The sequence below is a fragment of the Anaerococcus porci genome (assembly GCF_034090325.1).
Lineage (GTDB): Bacteria > Bacillota > Clostridia > Tissierellales > Peptoniphilaceae > Anaerococcus > Anaerococcus porci.
Genome location: NZ_JAXDSU010000100.1, coordinates 1 through 20,513 on the forward strand (window position 1 = coordinate 1; position 20,513 = coordinate 20,513).

Annotated in this window: 17 protein-coding genes; 1 reads left to right on the top strand and 16 read right to left on the bottom strand. The window is 29.1% G+C overall.

Annotated features, from left to right (window positions below; translation table 11 throughout):
* The 5 genes from SOR60_RS10075 to rpiB all read right to left on the bottom strand — a co-directional run.
* Positions 1–882 (bottom strand): ribose-phosphate diphosphokinase (locus SOR60_RS10075; RefSeq protein WP_320595866.1); only part of this gene is annotated, 882 nt, incomplete at its 3' end.
* Position 883: 1 nt separating this feature from the next.
* Positions 884–2,275 (bottom strand): bifunctional UDP-N-acetylglucosamine diphosphorylase/glucosamine-1-phosphate N-acetyltransferase GlmU, encoded by a 1,392-nt coding sequence (glmU, locus tag SOR60_RS10080; protein ID WP_320595867.1) that lies wholly within the window; start codon positions 2,273–2,275, stop codon positions 884–886.
* Between the two features lie 9 nt (positions 2,276–2,284).
* Positions 2,285–3,004: a purine-nucleoside phosphorylase gene (gene deoD, locus SOR60_RS10085; RefSeq protein WP_154538799.1), complete on the bottom strand. Its 720-nt coding sequence runs from the start codon at positions 3,002–3,004 to the stop codon at positions 2,285–2,287.
* Between the two features lie 94 nt (positions 3,005–3,098).
* Positions 3,099–5,093: a transketolase gene (tkt, locus tag SOR60_RS10090; protein ID WP_320595868.1), complete on the bottom strand. Its 1,995-nt coding sequence runs from the start codon at positions 5,091–5,093 to the stop codon at positions 3,099–3,101.
* A complete protein-coding gene (rpiB, locus tag SOR60_RS10095) occupies positions 5,093–5,536 on the bottom strand; it encodes a ribose 5-phosphate isomerase B (RefSeq protein WP_154538801.1) in 444 nt (147 codons plus the stop codon). The genes tkt and rpiB overlap by 1 nt, the downstream gene beginning before the upstream one ends.
* Before the next feature lie 164 nt (positions 5,537–5,700).
* Here rpiB and murC point away from each other — a divergent pair, with 164 nt between their 5' ends.
* On the top strand, positions 5,701–7,089 hold the full coding sequence (murC, locus tag SOR60_RS10100) for a UDP-N-acetylmuramate--L-alanine ligase (protein WP_320595869.1): 1,389 nt from the start codon (positions 5,701–5,703) through the stop codon (positions 7,087–7,089).
* A 122-nt stretch (positions 7,090–7,211) separates the two neighbouring features.
* Here murC and SOR60_RS10105 read toward each other — a convergent pair whose 3' ends face one another.
* From SOR60_RS10105 to SOR60_RS10155, 11 genes are all read right to left on the bottom strand, one after another.
* On the bottom strand, positions 7,212–8,063 hold the full coding sequence (locus tag SOR60_RS10105; protein ID WP_154538803.1) for a ComEC/Rec2 family competence protein: 852 nt from the start codon (positions 8,061–8,063) through the stop codon (positions 7,212–7,214).
* The gene (locus SOR60_RS10110; protein WP_154538804.1) at positions 8,063–8,407 is read right to left on the bottom strand and encodes a type II toxin-antitoxin system PemK/MazF family toxin; all 345 of its coding nucleotides are present in this window, start codon (positions 8,405–8,407) and stop codon (positions 8,063–8,065) included. The genes SOR60_RS10105 and SOR60_RS10110 overlap by 1 nt, the downstream gene beginning before the upstream one ends.
* 107 nt (positions 8,408–8,514) lie before the next feature.
* Positions 8,515–9,705, bottom strand: coding sequence for an NAD(P)H-hydrate dehydratase (locus tag SOR60_RS10115; protein WP_154538805.1), 1,191 nt, complete (start codon positions 9,703–9,705; stop codon positions 8,515–8,517).
* Positions 9,705–10,979 (bottom strand): amidohydrolase, encoded by a 1,275-nt coding sequence (locus tag SOR60_RS10120; protein ID WP_320595870.1) that lies wholly within the window; start codon positions 10,977–10,979, stop codon positions 9,705–9,707. The genes SOR60_RS10115 and SOR60_RS10120 overlap by 1 nt, the downstream gene beginning before the upstream one ends.
* A gap of 19 nt (positions 10,980–10,998) precedes the next feature.
* On the bottom strand, positions 10,999–12,420 hold the full coding sequence (gene gatB, locus SOR60_RS10125) for an Asp-tRNA(Asn)/Glu-tRNA(Gln) amidotransferase subunit GatB (protein WP_320595871.1): 1,422 nt from the start codon (positions 12,418–12,420) through the stop codon (positions 10,999–11,001).
* Complete coding sequence (gene gatA / locus SOR60_RS10130; protein WP_320595872.1) at positions 12,410–13,819, bottom strand: Asp-tRNA(Asn)/Glu-tRNA(Gln) amidotransferase subunit GatA; 1,410 nt, start codon at positions 13,817–13,819, stop codon at positions 12,410–12,412. The genes gatB and gatA overlap by 11 nt, the downstream gene beginning before the upstream one ends.
* A 10-nt stretch (positions 13,820–13,829) precedes the next feature.
* Complete coding sequence (gatC, locus tag SOR60_RS10135; RefSeq protein WP_154538809.1) at positions 13,830–14,108, bottom strand: Asp-tRNA(Asn)/Glu-tRNA(Gln) amidotransferase subunit GatC; 279 nt, start codon at positions 14,106–14,108, stop codon at positions 13,830–13,832.
* A complete protein-coding gene (gene ligA / locus SOR60_RS10140) occupies positions 14,101–16,107 on the bottom strand; it encodes an NAD-dependent DNA ligase LigA (RefSeq protein ID WP_320595873.1) in 2,007 nt (668 codons plus the stop codon). The genes gatC and ligA overlap by 8 nt, the downstream gene beginning before the upstream one ends.
* Before the next feature lies 1 nt (position 16,108).
* Positions 16,109–18,301 carry an ATP-dependent helicase gene (locus SOR60_RS10145; RefSeq protein ID WP_320595874.1) on the bottom strand — a complete coding sequence of 731 codons (2,193 nt, stop codon included), beginning with the start codon at positions 18,299–18,301 and terminating at the stop codon, positions 16,109–16,111.
* Between the two features lie 174 nt (positions 18,302–18,475).
* Positions 18,476–18,799 (bottom strand): YerC/YecD family TrpR-related protein, encoded by a 324-nt coding sequence (locus tag SOR60_RS10150; RefSeq protein ID WP_154538812.1) that lies wholly within the window; start codon positions 18,797–18,799, stop codon positions 18,476–18,478.
* Positions 18,800–18,809: 10 nt separating this feature from the next.
* Positions 18,810–20,465 (bottom strand): formate--tetrahydrofolate ligase, encoded by a 1,656-nt coding sequence (locus SOR60_RS10155; RefSeq protein WP_320595875.1) that lies wholly within the window; start codon positions 20,463–20,465, stop codon positions 18,810–18,812.
* Positions 20,466–20,513 lie beyond the last annotated feature (48 nt).

The following is a 20,513-nucleotide window of genomic DNA, read 5'->3' on the forward strand; positions in this document are numbered from 1 at the left end:
CTTTTTTTCTTCTGGCAATTGAATTGTATCTGTAATCACTATTTCTTTAAGACAAGATTCTTCTAATCTTTCTATAGCTGGTCCACTTAAAACTCCATGAGTTGCAGCCATTGATACATCCTTTGCTCCATTTTCCATTAAATAATTTGCAGCATTGCATATTGTACCAGCAGTATCTATCATATCGTCAACTAGAATACAGTGTTTTCCCTTAAAATCTCCTATGACATTCATAACTTCTGAAACATTTGGTTTTGGTCTTCTTTTTTCAATAATGGCTATTGTTAATTTCAAATAATCGGCAAAGTTTCTAGCCCTAGTTACCCCACCTAAATCAGGACTTACTACTACATAATCATCACTTTTTCCAAAAGCTTCTTTTTTAAAGTATGAAGATAAAAGTCTAATTGCAGAAAAATGATCTAAAGGAATATCAAAATATCCTTGAATTTGACCTGCATGTAGGTCCATAGTAATTACCCTATCTGCACCAGAAACTGTAATCAAATTTGCAACTAATTTTGCACTTATTGGTTCTCTACCTCTTGTTTTCCTATCTTGTCTTGCGTATCCATAGTATGGTACTACTACATTGACATGACCTGCAGAAGCTCTTCTGCAAGCATCAGTCAATATCAATAATTCCATTAAATTATCATTGGTAGGATATGAAGTTGGTTGAATTATATATACATCCTTTCCCCTTACAGTATCATTTATTTTTACATTAATTTCACCATCAGCAAAGTGTTTAACTTCAGCTTCCCCTAATTCTATTCCTAGTGAATTAACGACATCTTGTGCTAGTTTTGGATTTGAATTACCAGCAATTACTATAAGCTCTCCCCTACAAATATTAGATGGATTTACACACTCTGTCATCTTAATTTTGCTCCTTTAATTTTTTTAAATCTCTTTTTTTCTTTTTTTCAACATATCCAGGTATATTCACTTGTTTTGCTCTTTCTACTGAAAGATTTCCTTCTTCTACATTTTTTGTTATAGTTGATCCTGCCGCTATATATCCTTCTTTTTCTATATGGACTGGTGCTACTAAGTTTGAATTTGATCCTATAAAGGCATCATCTTCTATAATTGATCTATGCTTAAACTTACCATCGTAGTTAACAAAAATAACTCCACAACCAACATTTATGTTTTTTCCTAAATCGGCATCTCCTATATAGGCAAGGTGTCCAGCTTTAGTCCCATCATCTATGTTTGAGTTTTTAACTTCAACAAAGTTTCCAATATGAACATTTTTACCTAATTTTGATTTTGGTCTTAAATGAGAAAATGGTCCAATATCTGTTCCTTCATCTACAAAAGATTTTTCTATTACTGAATTATCAATTTTAACTTTATCTTTTATCTCAGAATCTTCAATTCTTGAACTTCCTTCAATAATGCAACTTTCACCTATAGATGTTTTTCCCAAAATTTTACAAGGACCTGATATAAGAGTATCTTTTCCTATTTTTACATCTTTTTCTATTGTTACTATGTCTGGATTTTCAATGATTACACCATTTAACATATGATATTCATTTATTCTTTTTCTTAAAATTGAACCAGCTTCTGCAAGCTCTTTTTTATTATTTATTCCATAAAATTGATCAGGATTACTAGCTACATAGCTTTCAACTTTTTTATTTTCATTATTTAAAATCTCAATACAGTCTGTTAGGTAATACTCATTTGACTTGTTATCAGTATTGATCTTTTTTAGTGATTCTTTTAAATCTATTGCCTTAAAAGCATATATACCTACATTTATTTCTTTTACTTTAAGTTCATCCTTATTAGCATCTTTTTGTTCTACTATTTTTTTGAATTTCCCATTTTCTCTAATAATCCTTCCATATCCTGTTGGATTGTCAATTTCAGTAGACATTACACTCAAATTGTTATTATTTTCTTTGTGGAAATTATAAAAACTATTAAGTGAATTTTTAGTTATTAGTGGGATATCACCATTTAATATTATAATATCGTCTTCATCTTCTAAAAGATCTAAGGCCATACTTACCGCATATGCTGTGCCATAAGGATAATCTTCTCCTATTTTTTGTTCTCTTATTTCAAGATTAGGAAATTTTTCTTCTATAAGTGCTTTATTTTTCCCAGCTATTAGTATGGTTTTAGAATTTTCTATATCACACGCATCAATTATATATGATATAATTTCTCTATTTAGAATTTTGGTCATAACTTTAGAGGTATTAGATTTCATTCTAGTACCTTCTCCTGCTGCAAGTATTATATTTTTAAGCATTTTAACCCCTTATTTAGGTGCAACTTCTAGTGCTAATTCCATCATTTGAGTATAAGAATTTTGTCTGTTTTCAGCACTATCAGCTTCATTTGACACTAAAGAATCACTAATGGTAAATATTGCTAAAGCTTTCTTTCCGTATTTTCTAGCGGTTGTAAATAGACCATAAGATTCCATTTCAACACATAAAACATCATATTGTTGTAAGTTTTTAAATACTTTCTCATCAATATTACTATAGAATTGATCTGAAGAGTGCACTTGTCCACAATGAGTTATATAACCTAACTCTTTTGATTTATTATAAGCTGTCAAAAGTAAATCAAAATCTGGTGTTGGTGAAAAATGTATATTTCCAAATAAATTATCATTTATTGAGGACTCACTACAAGCACTTGTTGCAAGAACAATGTCATGCAATTTCACATTTTCTTGCATGCTTCCAGCACTTCCAACTCTTATTATAGTTTCTACATCATAGAATTTATATAGTTCATTAAAATATATCATTGATGATGGAATTCCCATTCCACTACCCATTACAGATACCCTTTTACCCTTATAAAAGCCTGTAAATCCTAACATTCCTCTAGTATTTGTAAATTGTTTATAATCATCTAAAAAATTTTCGGCTATATACTTTGCCCTTAAAGGATCTCCAGGCATTAATACAGTATTAGCAATCTCATCTTTACTTTTTGCTGAAATATGTGGTGTTGGTATACTCATATTCACTCCTTTTTATTATTCTTATAATTATAATATATCACTTTTTAGTATTTTTTTAAAATGAAGAAGGCAAGTAGTAAGCTTGCCACCTTAATCAATTGAATTTTTCTTTATATTTCTTAGCTATTATAGTTTTATCAAAACCTAATTCTTCTTTAACATCCTTAAAATTACCTGATATACCAAAGCTATCTACAGCTATATTTAAACCTTCATTACCTGTAAACTCGCTCCAACCAAAAGAAGTTCCCATTTCAATAGATACTCTATTTCTTACATCTTTTGGTAAAATTTTCTCTTTATATTTTTCACTTTGTTTTCTAAATAATTCAAAAGAAGGCATTGATACTACCCTAACATCAATATTATCTTTTAACAGTTCTTCTCTAGTTTCTATAGCAAGCTCTACTTCACTTCCTGTTGCTATTATAATTCCATCAGGTTTATCTTTATTTGAATCTTTAATTATATAGGCCCCCATAGATATATCATCCAATTTTTCAGTTTCTTCTAAGTTAGACACATTTTGACGAGTTAGGGCTATAACTACTGGAGATTCTTTACTCTCAAGTGCTATCTTCCATGAAAGCCTAACCTCATTAGCATCACATGGTCTAAGCACTATAGTATTAGGAATTGCTCTAATCATTGCTAATTGTTCTATAGGTTGGTGTGTTGGTCCATCTTCACCTACTGCTACCGAATCATGAGTAAACACATAAGTTACAGGTATATGAGATAGAGCAGAAAGCCTTAAACCAGCCTTAAGGTAGTCTGAAAATACGAAGAATGTAGATATATGATGGAAAGATCCACCATGTGCTACAATTGCATTAGCAATAGCAGACATTGCAAATTCTCTTACTCCATACCATAAGTTTCTTCCTTCAGGATTTGATTTTTTGAACCTATCACTTGATTTTATATCTGTCTTATTTGAAGAAAATAAATCGGCACTTCCTCCCCAAAAGTTTTTATTTATTTTTGCTATATCTTGAATTATATCGCCACTTGAAGCTCTTGTGGCAATCGGTGCATCTTCGTGTGAGTATTTTTTAACTTGATCAATCCAATTTTCATCAAGTTTTCTTTCAAATCCACTTATATAATCTTTTGCATCTTCTGGGTATTTTTCTCTATATTCTTTAAATTTTTCAAGCCATTTTTGATATTTTTCTTTACCATTTTTCAATATATTTTCCCTAAAGGTTTCGTATATATTTTCAGGTATTTCAAAGTCGTCATAGGACCAATTATAGAATTTTTTTACTCTTTTATAATCATCAAAACCTATAGGAGCACCATGAACTTTATTGGTACCCTGGTTTAAAGAACCATAACCTATAATAGTTTTAATCTCTATGAAACTAGGTCTATCTTTACTTTCTTTAGCTTTATTTATTGCTTCATATATAGCATCTAAATCATTACCATCATCAACTTTAAGATAATTCCAATTTTGAGCCTTAACTCTTCCTTCAATATTTTCAGAAAATGAAGTTTTTAAATCTCCATCTAAGCATATATCATTAGAATCATGTAAAATTATAAGTTTATTTAAATTTAAGTGTCCAGCAAGACTCATAGATTCATATGAAATACCTTCCATAAGATCACCATCTCCACATATGGCATAAGTATAGTGATCTACAATCTTTAAGTCTTCTTTATTATATAAAGCTGCAAGATGCTTTTCAGCTATAGCAAATCCAACTGCATTTGCAATTCCTTGACCTAATGGTCCTGTGGTTACCTCAACTCCATCAGTATGTTTTCTTTCAGGATGTCCTGGAGTCTTAGAACCTATTTGTCTAAAGTTTTTTAAGTCCTCAATAGATAAATCAAATCCACTTAGGTGAAGTAATGAATAAAGCATTGCTGATCCATGACCTGCTGATAAAACAAACCTATCCCTATTATGCCAATCACTTTTTTCTGGATTTACATTTAAAACCTTATTCCATAATACATATGCCATTGGGCTTGCACCCATTGGAAGACCAGGATGTCCACTATTTGCACTTTCTATTTGAGCAATTGATAAAGTTCTAATTGCATTTATAGCATTGATATCTTTTTCATTAAACATTAATTATTCTCCTCAATTTCAGTGATTTTTTCTATTCTTCTTTGATGCCTTCCACCTTCGAATTTAGTTTTTACAAAAGTTTCTACAATTATCTTTGCAACTTCTGATCCAATTACTCTTGCACCAATACATAAAACATTACAATTGTTGTGTGCTCTAGACATCTTTGCAGAATAAACATCAGATACGCAAGCAGCTCTTATTCCTTTAACTTTATTAGCAGAAAGACTCATACCAATTCCTGTTCCACATATTAGTATTGCAAAATCCGCTTCATTATTTATGATTTTTTCACATGCCTTTTTTGCAAAATCAGAGTAATCACAAGAATCCTTATTATAAGTGCCTACTTTTTCAACTTCTTGACCTAAATCAAGAAGAATTTCTTCTACACTATCAACAAGATCTATACCTCCGTGATCGTTACCTATAATATATCTCATTTTTACCTCTCAATTCATTAACTTTATATAATAAAAGATTATCATTTAATAGAATTTGTGTCAATTTTCAAAATATAAAGATAAATATTGAGAAATGGAGTAATTATTTAACTTATGGTATAATAACATAAGTTAAAATAAAAAAAGCTTTTAAAGGAGTAATAATGTTTGAATTTAATATAAATGATTACAAGTATAAAAATATTCACATGATTGGAATAGGTGGTATTTCAATGAGTGGAATCGCCATTTTACTAAAAGAAAATGGTTACAATATTACAGGTTCTGATAGACAGCTTTCCGAAACAAGTAAAAACCTAATTAATAATGGGATAGATGTCCTAATTGGACAAAAAAAAGAAAATATTAAAAATCCAGATTTAGTAATATATACTGATGCTATAGCAGATTCTAATGAGGAACTAATAGCAGCACGTAAGCTAGATGTACCAGTTGTTACAAGGGGTGTTTTTCTAGGAGCCCTTATGAGAAACTATAAAAACTCAATTGCTATTTCTGGTTCTCACGGAAAAAGTACCACAACAAGTATGATTTCAAAAATTCTTATGCATTCTTCAAAAAATCCTTCGATTTTATTAGGTGGAGAATTAGATGAAATTGATGGAAATGTACACGTAGGTGACAAAGATTTTTTAGTAACTGAGGCATGTGAATACAAAGGAAATATAAAGTATTATTATCCTTCAACTGTAATCATCCTAAATATAGATGAGGACCATCTAGATTTTTATAAGGATTTAAATCAAATAATTGAAACATTCAAAACCTATTTAAGAAACCAAGATAAAGATTCTAAAACTATACTAAATCTTAATGAAGAAAATAATAAACTTATTTTAGATGCTGTTCAAGGTGAGCTTATAACATATGGTCAAGATAATAAAGATGCTGATTATAACGCTACTAATATAACATTTGATGAACTTGGCAGGCCGAGATTTGATTTGATTATGAAAGATGGTAGTGTTGAACATTTCGAATTGTCTATAATAGGAAGACACAATATAAATAATGCTTGTGCAGCAATCATATCAACTCATGAAAATGGTGTAGATATTGAAACTATAAGAAAATATTTAAAAGAGTATAAAGGGCTTGATAGAAGAATGCAAGTAATAGGTAATGTAAACGGATGCGATATTATGACAGACTATGGACATCACCCTTCAGAAATTAAAGTGACTCTAAACGCTCTTAAGGAGCATACAAAGGGTAGGTTAATATGTGTATGGCAACCTCATACATATTCGAGAACCAAAACTCTATTTAATGATTTTGTTGAAAGTTTTGATGATGCAGATGAAGTTATAATTACTGATATATATGCAGCAAGAGAAGCATTTGATCCTACTATAAATAGCAAGGATGTAGTTGATGCTATGGTAAAGACTGGAAGAAATGCAATTTATATTCCAGATTTCGAAAGTGCTCGTGATTATATACTTAAAGAAATTAAGAAAGATGATCTAGTAATAACTACTGGGTGTGGAAATCCAGATGAGTTAGCTAAAATGATAGTAAAAAGTAAATAATAATAAAATCCCTCTAATTTAGTGAAACTATATCTATGGACTGAACCACAAAAGTTGAAGATAAAAAACCAATTTGGGAGGTCGGTTCAACCTATATTAAGTTTCACTTTAAAGAGGGATTTTTATTCTTTATCAGTATATACTTTTATTTCATTCCCATTACTTTCTAAGGATATATTACCATCAATGTCTGTTCTTAAAAGTTTTATATTCTCGTTTATAAGTAAATCAATTACACGTTTAGCGGGATGATTATACCTATTATTTTTTCCAACTGAAAGTATAGCAAGCTTTGGTCTAACTTCTTTAATAAACTCTTTTGAAGTAGAAAATTTACTCCCATGGTGTCCTAGCATTAGTACATCACTTTTTAGATTATAACCACTATATATTAGCTGGTCTTCTATTTTCGTATCAACATCTTGAGGAAATAAGAACGAATTATTGCCATGACTAAGTCTTAAAACTATGGAATTTTCATTATCTAAACTATCTTCAAAAGATTTAGGCCATAAGATTTTAAATTTTGCCTTACCTAAAATAAATTCATCTCCGACTTGTGGATGAATTATATGAGCACTAGAATTTTTTAAGGATTTCATAAAAGATTTATAAATTTTACTATTCTTTTTATAGTTAGGACAAATTACATTGATAACCTTTTTATTATCCAATATGGATATAAGACCCGCTATATGGTCTTCATCATAATGACTAACTAAAAGATAATCAATAGTATCTATATTTTTATTATCAATATAAGAATAATATTTTCTACTACTAGACCTACCTCCTCCATCTATCAATAAAACTTTTTTGTTTTCTTTTACTAATACAGCATTACCTTGACCTACATCTATATAGTCAATTTCTAAATTTGTATCTATTTTCTTATTGGTATATGTATAATAGCTAACTATTGAAAGAACTATTAGTAAAACTACTATTAGTATATTTTTAATAATTGATTTCATCAATCAATTCCAACAGAAACTGCTATAGCTTGGTCAATTTTTATCATAACTGATTTGTCGAAACTTCCCAATTTATCTCTTAATCTTCTTTTATCAATAGTTCTTAACTGCTCTAATAAGGCTACACTATTTTTAGGTAAACCAAATTTATTAGCACTAAGTGAGACGTGAGTAGGAAGTTTTGATTTTTTTATCTGGCTTGTGACAGGAACCACAATTATAGTTGGAGAGTATTTATTCCCCATATCATTTTGAACTACTATAACGGGCCTAACGCCCCCTTGCTCACTACCAACTACTGGAGAAAGATCAGCATAAAATAAGTCACCTCTTTTAACCTTCATTTATATCTCCTATTAGCTTAATATTTATTTTTTTAATATATTTATCAAATATTTTCAATTTATAAAAATCATTATGTATATAGACTAAATTAAAGTTTTTTATCATTTTACTTCCTCATTAATTTATAAGCTTCACTTATATTATTAACTATATCACTTGCAATCATTGAATCAGCCCCTAACTTTATTTTAGCAATATCTCCTGCCAATCCATGTATATAAACTGATAATATGGCAGCATTTAGAGGTTTCATTATTGATAGATTTGCCAAAATAATACCTGTTAAAACATCGCCACTTCCAGCAGTAGCCATGCCGGAATTTCCTGTATTATTTATATAAGAGTAATCTCCATCTGTCACAATAGTTTTTTGACCCTTTAAAACTAAAATAATTTTATTTTCTTTTGCAAATTTCTTTGCAACTTCCATTCTATTTTTATTTATGTACTCTAAAGGAAGCTTAGATAACCTATGAAATTCCATTACATGTGGAGTTAGAATTATATTTTCATGATTTTTAAGTATACTAATATCATCAGATAAAGCATTTAATCCATCAGCATCTATAACGATATTTTTTTTATATTCTTTTATAACTGAGAATAAAAGCTTATTTAAGCCATTAGCTCTTCCCATGCCAGGGCCTATAGCTAGACTATCCTTATTTTTTAAATATATGAGAATCTTATTATATATCTCATCACTATAATGAAAATTATCACATTTTACTTCTTCTATTATACTTTCAGTTGACTTTATTTGTAAAATATTTGAAATAGATGACGGACAAATAATATGACTTAGTCCGCATCCTGATCTAAGTGAAGCAAGAGATGACAAATAAACAGAGCCACTCATTCCATTACTTCCGCCTAATATTGCAACTCTGCCAAAATCCCCTTTATGAGAATTTTCATTTCTATCTACTAATAATTTTTTTATATTTTTATCAATAATAATTTCATTAAATAGACTTTTATTATTACATATAGCAACAGCATAATCTGATTGATGACTTATACTTATTTCAAGCTCTATTTTATTATCAACTACTGCATATGGTTTATTATTTATATGTAAAATCTCTATTTTTTTTCTTAAAATATAAGCTAAATTAAGATTTAAAGCTTTTATAACGGCCTCTTTTGCAGCAAATAGACCAGCAAAAGTTTCTATTCTATTACCTTTTTTATTTCCATAATGAATTTCATTATCAGTAAATATTTTATAAATAAATTTAGGATTTTTACATTTCATCCTAAATTTATTTATATCAACTAAATCTATACCTAGCATTATCTCATCCTTAATCTTTTAAATGCTTCTTCTGATTTTGCCATCACTTCTTCAATATCCAAATTTGTAAACTCATAATTTTCATAAACAATATCACCATCTATTATTACTGTTTCTACATCCTTATCATATGTTGAATAACAAACTGATGATATAAGATTATTTTTTGGAGTATGATTTGGATTGTCTAAGTCTATTAAAATTAAATCAGCTCTTTTCCCCTCTTCAAGACTTCCAATCTTATCAAAAAGTCCTAAAGCCATAGCACCATTTATAGTAGCAAGTTTTAAAATATCATAAGCTCTTAAATTCTTTGGATCATAGTATTTTGAAACTAAGGAAGCCAAAGAAATTTCTTTAATCATTGATAAATTATTATTGCTAGCTGCTGAGTCAGTACCCATTGCAACATTGATTCCCGTAGATAATAATTTAGAAACATCTAAAAAACCAGATGAAAGTTTTAAATTTGATGATGGATTATGAACTATAGAAACATTTTTATTTTTTAATATTTCAATGTCTTTTTCAGATAAGTACAATCCATGGGCTGCTATAGTCCTATTATCAAATATTCCACACTCATTAAACACTTCAGTTGGACTTTGACCAAATTTTTTTTGACATTCAATGTTTTCTGCCTTTGTTTCTGATAGGTGAATATGAATTGGAATATTTTTTTTTGATGATATTTTGGATATTTCTTTAAGATAGTCCTTGTCAGTCGTATAAACAGCATGAGGACCAAACGCTATATTTATTTTTCCATCTTTTCCATCAAATTTTTCATAAAGAGCTAGATTTTCTTTTATTTTTTTATTATCCTTATCTTCTAAGGTTAGACCTCTTGATATTTGTGCTCTCATTTTTGACTTATCAAGTGCTTTTATGGTTTGCTCTTCAAAGTAATACATGTCAGCAAATGTTGTAGTGCCAGTCATAATCATTTCTATTTGTGATAAAAGTGAAGCCCAATAAACATCGTCTTTTAATAGTTTATCTTCAAGTGGCCAAATTTTTTCATTTAACCATGTCATAAGACTCACATCATCAGAATAATTTCTAAAAAAACTCATGCCAACATGAGTATGGGCATTTATAAACCCTGGCATGACAAGTTTTTCACTTCCATCAATCTTTTTATCATAATTAAAATATTGTGTGTTATCTGAAATTTTTGTAATATTGCCATCTTCAATACAGATATTAGATTTATAAATTTTTTCACCATCTGCCATTGAGAGTATATTAGCATTTTCTATTAATATATTCATAATAAATCAATTCTTAGAATTAGAATTTGGCTATTTTATCTTTAAGCAAAGCATTTACTTGTTGTGGATTTGCCTTACCCTTGGTCTTTTTCATAGCTTGACCTACTAAGAATCCAAAAGCCCTATCCTTACCATTTTTTATATCTTCAATAGATTGAGGATTTTCTCTCAAAACTTCATTTACTATGTCTTCTAGGAAATTTTCATCACTTATTTGTAGAAGATTTCTCTCTTTAGCTAGTTTCTCTGGATCATCATTACTTTCAAAGATTTCTCTTAAAAGTTTTTTACCAACATTATTGTTGATTTTATTTGAAATAACCAAGTTTATAAGTTTCGCAAAGTTTTTTACAGATAAATTCATTTGGTCAGATTCTATTTCAAATTCATTTAATCTTCTTGAAAGCTCTGTTAAAATCCAATTAGAAACTTCTTTTGGGTTATCTACAATTTCATTTGTGCTTTCAAAAAGTTCTGAAAGTTTTCTATCATTTGATAAAAGGTTAGCATCATATGAAGATAGTATATATTCTTCTATATATCTTTGCTCTTTTTTCTCAGGAAGTTCAGGTAAATTATTTTTTATATCTTCTATGAAACTTTTTTCAAGCTTAATTCTTGGGATATCACCCTCTATGGAAAATCTATAGTCATTTGTAGTTTCCTTTGTTCTCATAGATATAGTGCTTTGACTTAAATCATCCCATCTTCTAGTTTCTTTTATACCTAGATTACCATCTTCTAGCATTTTTTTATGTCTATTAGTTTCAAAATTTAAGGCATCTTCTATAGCTTTCATTGAGTTAAGATTTTTTATTTCAGATATGGCAGTTCTTTTCCCATTTTCAAGATTTTCAAGGTTTATATTAACATCACAACGCATTGATCCTTCAGCCATTACGCAATCTGAAACATCCAAAAATCTCAATGTTTGGGCAAGCTTTTCTACAAATTCTCTAGCTTCTTTAGCAGATTTCAAATCTGGCTCTGATACTATTTCTATTAATGGAAGTCCTGCTCTGTTATAGTCCATTAATGTCCTATTATTTTCATCGTGATTTGATTTTGCAGTATCTTCTTCCATATGGATATGGTTTAGTCTTATTTTATCTCCATTTTTAAGTTTTATATATCCACCAACAGCATAAGGTTCATCTTGTTGTGTTATTTGATATCCCTTTACAAGGTCTGGATAGAAATACTTCTTTCTGTCCATTTTCATTTCTGTCTTTATATCACAGTTAAAAGCAAGTCCAGCCATAATTGCATATCTTACTGCTTCTTTATTAATTCTTGGAAGAGTACCAGGATGACCTAAGCAAGTTGGACAAGTATTTGTATTAGGGATAGCACCAAATTCATTTTTGCATGAACAAAACATTTTTGTTTTAGTTGACAGTTCAACGTGAATTTCTAATCCTATTATTGTTCTAGTCTTCATTTTTTATCCTTTCAAATTCTTCACAAGCATTTATAATCTCTTTATCCTTGAATCTATCACCAATTATTTGAATACTTCCTGATATACCTTTTCTAACAGGTACTGAAACTCCACATAATCCTGCTAAATTAACTATTACATTAAATATATCTGATGAGAAGTCTTTCAATGGATTATCTGTATAAATTCCAAGTTTAGATGGCAAATCTACAGTTGTAGGTGTAATTAAGAAATGATATTTATCAAATATTTCTTTTAATTCTTCAATAATTAGACTCCTGATTTTTAACCCTTGCTTGTATATCCTTTGATTATCTTCACTTGATAAATACATAGTTCCCAGTGCTATTCTTCTTTGAACATTTTCTCCAAAACCTTCAGATCTATTTTTTATAAATAGTTCTTCAACATCTTTATAATCTTCTGTTTGGTAACCATACCTGATGCCATCAAATCTAGAAAGATTTGAGCTTACTTCAGAGCTCATTACTACACTATAAACTTCATTAGCATACTTTGAGTATTTAAGGTCAACCTCCTCTATTATAGCACCCTTGTTTTTAATTAAGTCTATGGCATTTTTATAATCTTCATATACAGAATCTGTAATGTTAAATTCATTGTTATCATTTTTTATAATTGCAACTTTTTTACCTTCAAAGCTAAAATCATCGTCAGAAAATTTATATTTTTCTAAGCTTGCTGTCATATCCATTTGATCAGGACTTTGAACTGCACTTGCTAAAATTCTTAAGTCTTTTACATTGTTTGCAAATAAAGATACTTGATCTAAGGTATTTGCCATAGCTACAACTCCATACCTACTCATCATAGAATAAGTTGGCTTATAGCCAATTATATTACAATAAGAAGCAGGTTGCCTTACTGATCCACCAGTATCAGTACCTAAAGAAACTAATACATCACCTTTTGCAACACTAACTGCAGAACCTGATGATGATCCACCCGGAATCAAATTTTCATCAAGCGGATTTAAAACTGGACCAAAATAAGATGTTTCACCAGACCCACCCATAGCAAACTCATCCATATTTGTTTTCCCTATAATTATACCATCTTCATCTAAAATATTTTCAACTACTGTAGCATTGTACAAAGGTGTGAAATCTTCTAGCATTTTTGAAGCACAGGTCAATTTCATATTCTTATATGAAATATTATCCTTAACACTTACAGGTATTCCAAATAATTTTCCTAAATTCTCACCACTTTTAAGTTTTTGATCAAGATATTTTGCTCTTTTAAGAGAATCTTCTTCATTAAATGATATATAAGCATTTGTTTTATCATTTTTTATCTTTTCTAAAACTTTTTTAGTATGATCATAGACTGAAATCTCTTTATTTTTATATTTTTCAATAGTTTTGTTTATATCCATCAATATCTCCTTAAAGTTTCCAATCTAATCTAAAGTATCCAAATTGAGTATCTTTAGCATTTTTTAAGGCATCTTCTCTATCAAGAGATTCTTGAGCTTCATCCTCTCTTAATATAGCCTTATGATTTTCTAACATTTCTGTCATTTCGACATTTTCACAATCTACCTCAAATATATGATCTATAAAATCAAGTATTATATTATATTTATTTGTTATTATATCTATATCTTCATTTGAAAGATCTAAGTTAGCAAGTCTATAAACTCTTTCAACTTCATTTTTATTCATAGTTTTCCTCCAATTTTTCTATAAAATCGAGTAAATCTTCACTTTCTAATATTTCAATTCCCAATTCAATAGCTTTATCTCTTTTTGAGCCAGGTTTTTGACCACACAAGACTAGGTCTGTATTTTTAGAAACAGAACTTGTTACATTACCTAAGTTATTCTCTATTAATTTTTTCAAATCATTTCTTTTATAATTATCAATAGAACCCGTTATAACAATATTTTTATTTTTTAATAAGTCAGACTTAATACCCTTCTCTATTTCTTTAATTTTTATGCCTTTTGATAAAAGTATATCAATTGATTTACTAATATTATGGTCATTAAAGAAATCTATTATATAACTTGCAGTTTTTTCACCGATATCTTCAATTTCTATTAACTCATCTTCTTTTGCATTTCTAAGATTATTAAAAGTCTTAAACTTATTTGCCAGGTCATTTGCAGTCTTTACTCCAACATTTGGAATTCCTATAGCATAAGTGAAATTTGATAAATCACATTCCTTACTATTTTCAATAGCATTTAATAGATTATTAGTCTTTTTTTCTTTAAATGATTCAAGTTTTATCAAATCCTCATATTCTATATCATATAAGTCATAAATTTCATTAATATTTAAATTTTTTATAAATAATTCAGCAGTTCTCTCACTCAAACCATCTATATCCATAGCCTCTCTTGAAGCAAAATGAACAAGTCTTGCTTTGAGTTGAGGTGTACATGATATAGAATTTGGACAGTATATATGAACATTCCCTTCAATAAGTTCTGAGTTACAAAAAGGACATCTTGATGGTTTTTCTATCTTTTTTGTATTTTTTTGATTTTCATCAACTACGCCCAAAATTTCTGGAATTACATCATTAGATCTTCTTATGAACACCTTGGAACCAATTCTAAGTTTTTTTCTTTCAATATCATCATAATTGTTTAAGGTAGCACGTCTTACAGTAACCCCAGAAAAATCTACAGGTTTGACTATTGCAGATGGTGTAACTTTTCCAGTTCTTCCCACATTCCACAAAACATCTTCTAAAATTGTAGTGTATTCTTCAGGATCATATTTAAAGGCTATTGACCATCTAGGGAATTTATTAGTATATCCAAGTACTTTTTGAGTTTTTATATCATTTATTTTAATTACTACGCCATCAGTTAATATGTCTATTTTATGTCTTTGAACTTTAATTCTTTCTATCTCTTTAACTAAGTCATCAAAATTATCAATCAAATTGTAATAAGGATATACTGGAAGTTTTTGCTTTTCTAAAAACTTAAGCATTTCTTCTTCAGTTTCAAATGATAATTCATTTGTAGGAATTTGATAAAAATATGCCTTAAGATTTCTTTTTTTTGTTTGACTTGTATCTAGATTTCTAATTGCTCCAGCTGCTGCATTTCTAGCATTCTTTAAAGGAACTTCATTTTCTTCATTGTATTTTTTTAATGAAGAAAGTGGCATTACAGCCTCTGCTTGGACTTCTATCAAAGATTTTTCATCAATTTTTGTTGGGATAGAAGAAATAGTAAGAACTTGTTCTAGAACATTTTCTCCAACTATTCCATTACCTCTCGTAGCTGCAGTTTGAAGCACTCCATCATTATAGGTTAGATTTATTGTTAGTCCATCAAACTTATACTCAGTTATAAATTCTAACTTTTTTAATTTATCTTCATGAGTATTATTATAATTTTGTCTTAACCTCTCACATCTATTAATCCACTCTTTTAGATCTTCGTAATTTTGTGACTTATCTTGAGAATATAACCTTGAAATATGGTAATGCTTTTCAAACTTATCGAGTATTACTCCTCCAACTCTTTGAGTGGGTGAGAATTTATCCACTATACCTGTTTCCTCTTCAAGATTTTTAAGCTCATCATATAGCTTATCATACTCACCATCTGATATTAAAGGTTTATCTAAAGTATAGTAGTGATAATTTAATTCATTAATTTGATCTATTAAATCTCTAATTCTTTCTTTTTTGTCCATATTAAACCTTCTTTATAGGAGCATAGTCTTGATTTAATTTTTTAAGACCTTTTTTATCAAATGCTACAACTAGTTCATTTCCATCAGTAGATAATTTTATTTGTACTATCATACCCTTTCCCCATTTAGAGTGGAGAATATTATCACCTATTTTAAATTCTTCTTTTGATGATTCCTTTATGGTTTTTTTCTTTAGAACACTTTCTCTGGCCTTATCTCTCATGTAATCTTCATTTGTCTTAACTCTTAACTCGTGATTGGAGAAGGTTTGAGTCTTATCTTGATCTAGCTTTTTTATTGAACCGTCTAATTCATTTAAAAATCTTGATGGTTTATAATATACTGGTTGACCATATTGTCTTCTAATTTCTGCTGAGGTTATATATAATTTTTCCATAGCACGTGTTATTGCAACATAGCATAGTCTTCTCTCTTCTTCAATATTTCCTTCATCAATACTTCTTTTTGATGGAAATAAACCTTCATCCATACCAACAATAAAACAGACTTTAAATTCTAAACCCTTCGAAGAATGAATAGTCATTAAAGATATAGCATCATCACTTTCTTCCGTCTTATCAAGATCTGATAAAAGAGATAGATTTTCTAAGTAGTCATATATATTGTCTTCAGGATTATTTGACTGATATTCAGCTGCAGAAGACATAAACTCATTTAAGTTGTCAATCCTTGATCTATTTTCTATTGAATAACTTTCTTCAAGAGATTTTAAATAACCACTCTTATCCAAAACATTTTCAATTAAATCAACTATTAGATAATCACTATAATGTTCAAAAATATCTTTTAAAGGATCATAAAATTTTCTACAAGTATTTTTGTACTTTTCAGTAAGGCCATTGAAAAGACTTGGGTCTGTTACAAGTTCTGTCAAAGAAAAACCTAATTTAGAAGCCTCTTTTTCTAGTCCTTCTATGGTTTTTTGACCTATTCCTTTTTTAGGTTCATTAATAATTCTTTTTAATGAAATATCATCCTTAGGATTTACTAAAACTTTAAGATAAGCTACAAGGTCTTTTATTTCCTTTCTGTCGTAAAACTTTAAACCACCTATAACCTTATAATCTATAAGTTTTTTCATGAAAACTTCTTCAAATATTCTCGATTGAGCATTGGTCCTATATAAGATTGCAATATCACTTAATTTATAGCCATCTTTTAAAAGTGATGTAACTTCATTAACTACAAAGCTTGCCTCTTCTGTTTCAAGAGAAGATTTTTTATATAAGACTTCTGCACCATCTTTTTTTGATGTCCAAAGAACCTTATCTTTTCTTTCGGTATTGTTTTCTATCAATTTATTTGCAGCATTTATTATTTTTGAAGTCGACCTATAATTTTGCTCAAGTTTTATAGTCTTAGCATCTTTAAAGTCCTTTTCAAAATCTAAAATATTATTTATATCAGCTCCCCTAAAGCTATAAATAGATTGATCAGCATCTCCTACAACAGTAATATTATTATGTAGTTTTCCTATGAATTTAATCAATTCATATTGACTTTTATTTGTATCTTGATATTCATCTACATAAATATACTCAAACTTATTTTGATAGTAAGTTAGAGTATCAGGACTTTCTGCAAACAATTCCAAAGTTTTAAGTATTAAATCATCAAAATCTAAGGAATTATATTCAAACTTTCTTTTTTCATAATTTTTATATATTTTATAATACTCTTCTTGTTTTACATAGAATGTATTTAATTTTAAGAATTCATCTGGGTATATTGATTTATTTTTACAATATGAGATTATATTTAAGGCTTCTTTTGGGCTTATTTCATCCTTATATCCTAAGTCTTTTATTATTTCTTTTACTAAAGTTTTCTGATCATTTGTGTCATATATTGTGAAGTTATTATCATAGCCTAACTTATCAATATTCATCCTAAGAATTCTTGCGCATATGGAGTGGAATGTCCCAATCCAAAGATAAGATACATCTTTACCCAATAAATTAGCAACTCTTTCTTTCATTTCATTAGCAGCTTTGTTGGTAAAAGTTATGGCTAAAATATTTACTGGATCCACATTTTTTTCTTTAATTAGATAAGCGATGCTTGTAGTTAGAACTCGAGTCTTACCGCTACCTGCACCTGCTACCACTAACAAAGGACCTTTATTATGTAAAACAGCCTCTTTCTGTTTATCATTTAAATTAGATAAGTCCATTTTTCACATCCTTTCATCCTTACAATTATACCACAAACTAGTTTGTAAAAAAGATTAATCAAATTAGACTAACTAAAAAACGGATTCACCTTGATTGATGTGTACCATCCTTACCGCTCTTTGTCCAGTTTTATGTCTATACATCATTAAGATAAATCCGTTATAAGTTTTTACTTATCTATTATTTTCTTTTTCTTCTTTTAGATTATTTGCTATAAGATTTTCTAAAACCAAATCATATCCATCAGTTCCATAGTGAAGCGACCTATTTACCCTGGAAATTGTAGCAGTTGATGCACCAGTTTGCTCCTCTATTTCACTATAGGTTTTTCTTATCTTTAATAATTTAGCTACTTGAAGCCTTTGTGATATAGATTGAAGCTCTCTTGCTGTGCAAGCATCCTCAAAAAACATATAACACTCTTTTCGATTTTTTAACATCAATATAGCATCAAAAAATTCATCTAATTCTTTACTTTTTAATTTTGATTCTGTCATACATATCTCCCTAAAATAGTCCAACGATATTCCCATTTCCATCAATATCAATCTCATAAGCAGCAGGTTTTTTGCCAAGGCCTGGCATCGTCATAATATTTTGTGTAATAGCAACTATGAAACCTGCTCCTTGATTTAATCTTATATCATTGATAGTAATTTCATATTCACTTTCAGGATTAAGATTCTTTGGATCATCAGAAAATGAATATTGAGTTTTAGCAATACATACAGGTAATTTATCTGAGTTTAAATTTTCAATTCTTTCTATTTCATCAAGGGCTTTTTTTGTATATTTTACTCCATTAGCCCTGTATATTTCTTTACAAATAACATCAATTTTCTCTTTAATAGATAAGGATTCATCATATAATAATTTAAAATCATTATCTTTATTTGATTTTTCAATAATATACTTGCATATATCTAGACAACCTTCTGAGCCCTTATGATATACATCACATTCAAAGGCCTCTATACCTAAATTATTAACTAGTTCTTTTAATAAACTTAGTTCAGCTTTAGTATCTTGGTCAAACTTATTAATTGCTACTACCACATTATTAGAAAATTTCTTCAAATTTTCTAGATGAACTTTAAGATTTTTAAAGCCACTTTTCAAGCCCTCAAGATTTTCACAATTAATATCTTCAAGGCTAACACCACCATGATATTTTAGTGCTCTAACACTTGCAACTATTACAGTAATATTTGGCTTTATAGATGCCTTTCTACACTTAATATCATAGAATTTTTCGGCTCCCAAGTCTGCTCCAAAGCCTGCTTCTGTTACTGTATATTCCGATAAGGCAAGTGCCGTTTTAGTGGCTATAATAGAGTTACAGCCGTGAGCAATATTTGCAAAAGGTCCACCATGTATAATAGCTGGCGTATTTTCTAAGGTTTGAACAAGGTTTGGTTTAAGTGCGTCTTTCATGAGAACTACTACAGGTCCTGTAGCTTTAATATCATCTACTGTAACCGGATTGTTATCATAGTCATAGGCAACTATCATTCTGGATACTTTTTCTCTAAAATCATTTAAGTTATTACTTAAACAAAATACTGCCATCATTTCTGTAGCAACAGTAATATCATATCCATCTTGTCTAGCTATTCCATTCGTTTTTTTACCTAAACCAACTACTACTTCTCTTAAGGCCCTATCATTAAGATCAACACATCTTTTCCATAGAATATTACTTAAATCTATATTTTTTTCGTTACCTTGGTAAATATGATTATCAATCATTGAAGCTACAAGATTAACAGCACTAGTTATAGCATGAAAATCTCCAGTGAAGTGAAGATTAATATCTTCCATTGGTATAACTTGAGAATATCCTGCACCACAGGCTCCTCCTTTAATACCAAAAGATGGTCCTAAAGATGGTTCCCTTAAAGCTGAAATAGCTTTCTTTCCTAGTTTATTAAGCCCCATAGACAAGGCTATATTCATAGTAGTCTTACCTTCTCCATAAGGTGTTGGACTAATAGCAGTTACTAATACTAGCTTTGAATCTTTATTTTGATTTTCAGAATAAGAAAGATCGATTTTAGCCTTATAATTTCCATATTTCTCATACTTTTCAATATTGAGAAAATGTGCTATTTCATCAATATCCTTAATTTGAGCTTCTCTAGCAATTTCAATATCTTTTTTCATTTAAACTCCTATAAAACTTTATGATTTGCTTTTCATAGTACATTATAT